Below are 1,822 nucleotides of genomic sequence, written 5' to 3' on the forward strand. Positions count from 1 at the left end.
GTGCCCGTCCGGGACGTCGTGCGGCGTCCCGGACGGGCGCGGTCATCCTGCCGCGGGCAGCGCGCCGTGCCGCGGGTCCCTCCCCGTCCGTGTCCGGTGGCGGACGCCCGCGCGGACGGCCCAGGAGAAGACGCCGAGGGCGAGGACCGCCGTGGCCAGGGAGTCGTACGGGGCGGGCAGGTGTGCCGAGCCCTGGAAGGTGCCGAGCCAGGACAGTGCGGCCAGGGCGAGCAGGTAGCACACCAGCCAGGCGCCGGTGCGCAGTTCGGCGGCGAGGGAGCGGTGGCCGCTGGCGCGGTGCATGGCGGTGAAGACGAGGACGCCGGCGAGGACCAGGGGCAGGGCGAGGCGCAGATGGTGCCAGCCGGACCAGTAGATGAACTCGGTGGCCACGACGAAGCTCAGCGGGGCGATCCAGCGCAGTCCGGGCACCCGGCCGTCGGTGCGGGCGCCGGGCTCGGCGCGGAAGACGGCGGCGGCGACGGCGGACGCCGCGTAGATCAGCAGGTACATGTCGCCCATCACGCCGACGATGTCCTGCCAGCCGCCGAACGGCAGCAGGAAGACGACGATCACCCCGAGGTTGAGCGCGAGGGCGCGGCGCGGCACCCCGGAGCGTTCGTGCACCGTCATGAACCAGCGGGGCAGGGTGCCGTTCTTGGCGAGGGCGTAGGTGTGGCGGGCGTTGAGGGCCACGCCCACGTAGGCGGAGCCGCCGGGTGAGAGGACGGCGTCCGCGTAGAGCAGGACGGCGAGCCAGTGCAGGCCGAGGAGGAGGGCGAGTTCGCCGAAGGGTGACTCGAAGTTGACGCCGCGCCAGCCGCCGGCCAGGGCGTCCTCGGGGACGGTGAGGAGGAACGCCGTCTGGAGGGCCAGATACATCAGGACGGCGAGGCCGATGCCGCCGAGCACGGAGGCGGGGAGGGTGCGGCGCGGGGAGCGGGCCTCGCCGGAGAAGTCGAGCGGGGCCTGGAAGCCGTTGACGGAGTAGACGATGCCGCCGGCGGCGAGGGCGCCGAGGCAGGCGGTGTAGCCGTAGGGGGCGAAGCCGCCGTGGTCGGTGAGCCGGCCGGGGTGGAAGCCCGAGGCGAGCAGCGCGGCCACGGTGACCAGCGGGACGGCGATCTTGAACACCGAGACCAGGTTGTTGAGCCGGGCGAACAGCTTCACCGCGAACCAGTTCAGGGCCGTCAGCAGCACGCTGAGCCCGGTGGCGAGGGCGAGGCCGGAGGCGGTGAGGGTGCCGCCGCGGGTCAGGCCCGGCAGGAAGTGCGCGGCGTACTGCATGATCGCGCTGATCTCGGCCGCGGTGCCGCCGACGGAGAGCAGTACCGACCAGCCGACGACGGTGCCGACCAGGGGCCCTCCGGCGTACAGCGGCCAGCGGACGGTGCCGCCGCCCTCGGGCCGGGTCGCGCCGAGTTCGACCATGACCAGGGCGACGAGGGCGCACAGGACGCCCGCGCCGATCCAGGACAGCAGGGAGGCGGGCCCGGCGGCGCGGGCCGCGTAGAGGGCGGCGAAGAGCCAGCCGGAGCCGACGATGTTGGAGAAGCCGATGGCGGTGAGTCCCCAGACCCCCAGGTCGCGGCGGAGCCGGTGCTCCTGCCGCCGTACCTCCGGCGGGGCGCTCACCTCGTTGTCGTCCGCCGCCTGACGCTCCGGCACGATGGGGCCTCCCTGGTTCGCTGCGCGCGGGGGCCTGATTCTGCCGTCCCGGGGGCCCGCGCGGGAGGACGCGGGCCGCTTTCCGTACGGGCGGGCCGCGGTGCGGTGCTCAGCCGCACAGCCAGCAGCCCGCCCAGCAGATGTGGCGCACCAG

General features: G+C 74.6%; 1 protein-coding gene. It reads right to left on the reverse strand.

What is annotated here, in order from left to right; translation table 11 throughout:
• Positions 1-42 precede the first annotated feature (42 nt).
• Positions 43-1,635, reverse strand: a complete 1,593-nt coding sequence (locus AC51EU_RS30110) for an APC family permease (protein ID WP_496270262.1) — start codon at positions 1,633-1,635, stop codon at positions 43-45.
• Positions 1,636-1,822: the final 187 nt, after the last annotated feature.

It is taken from the genome of Candidatus Streptomyces philanthi, assembly GCF_059553635.1.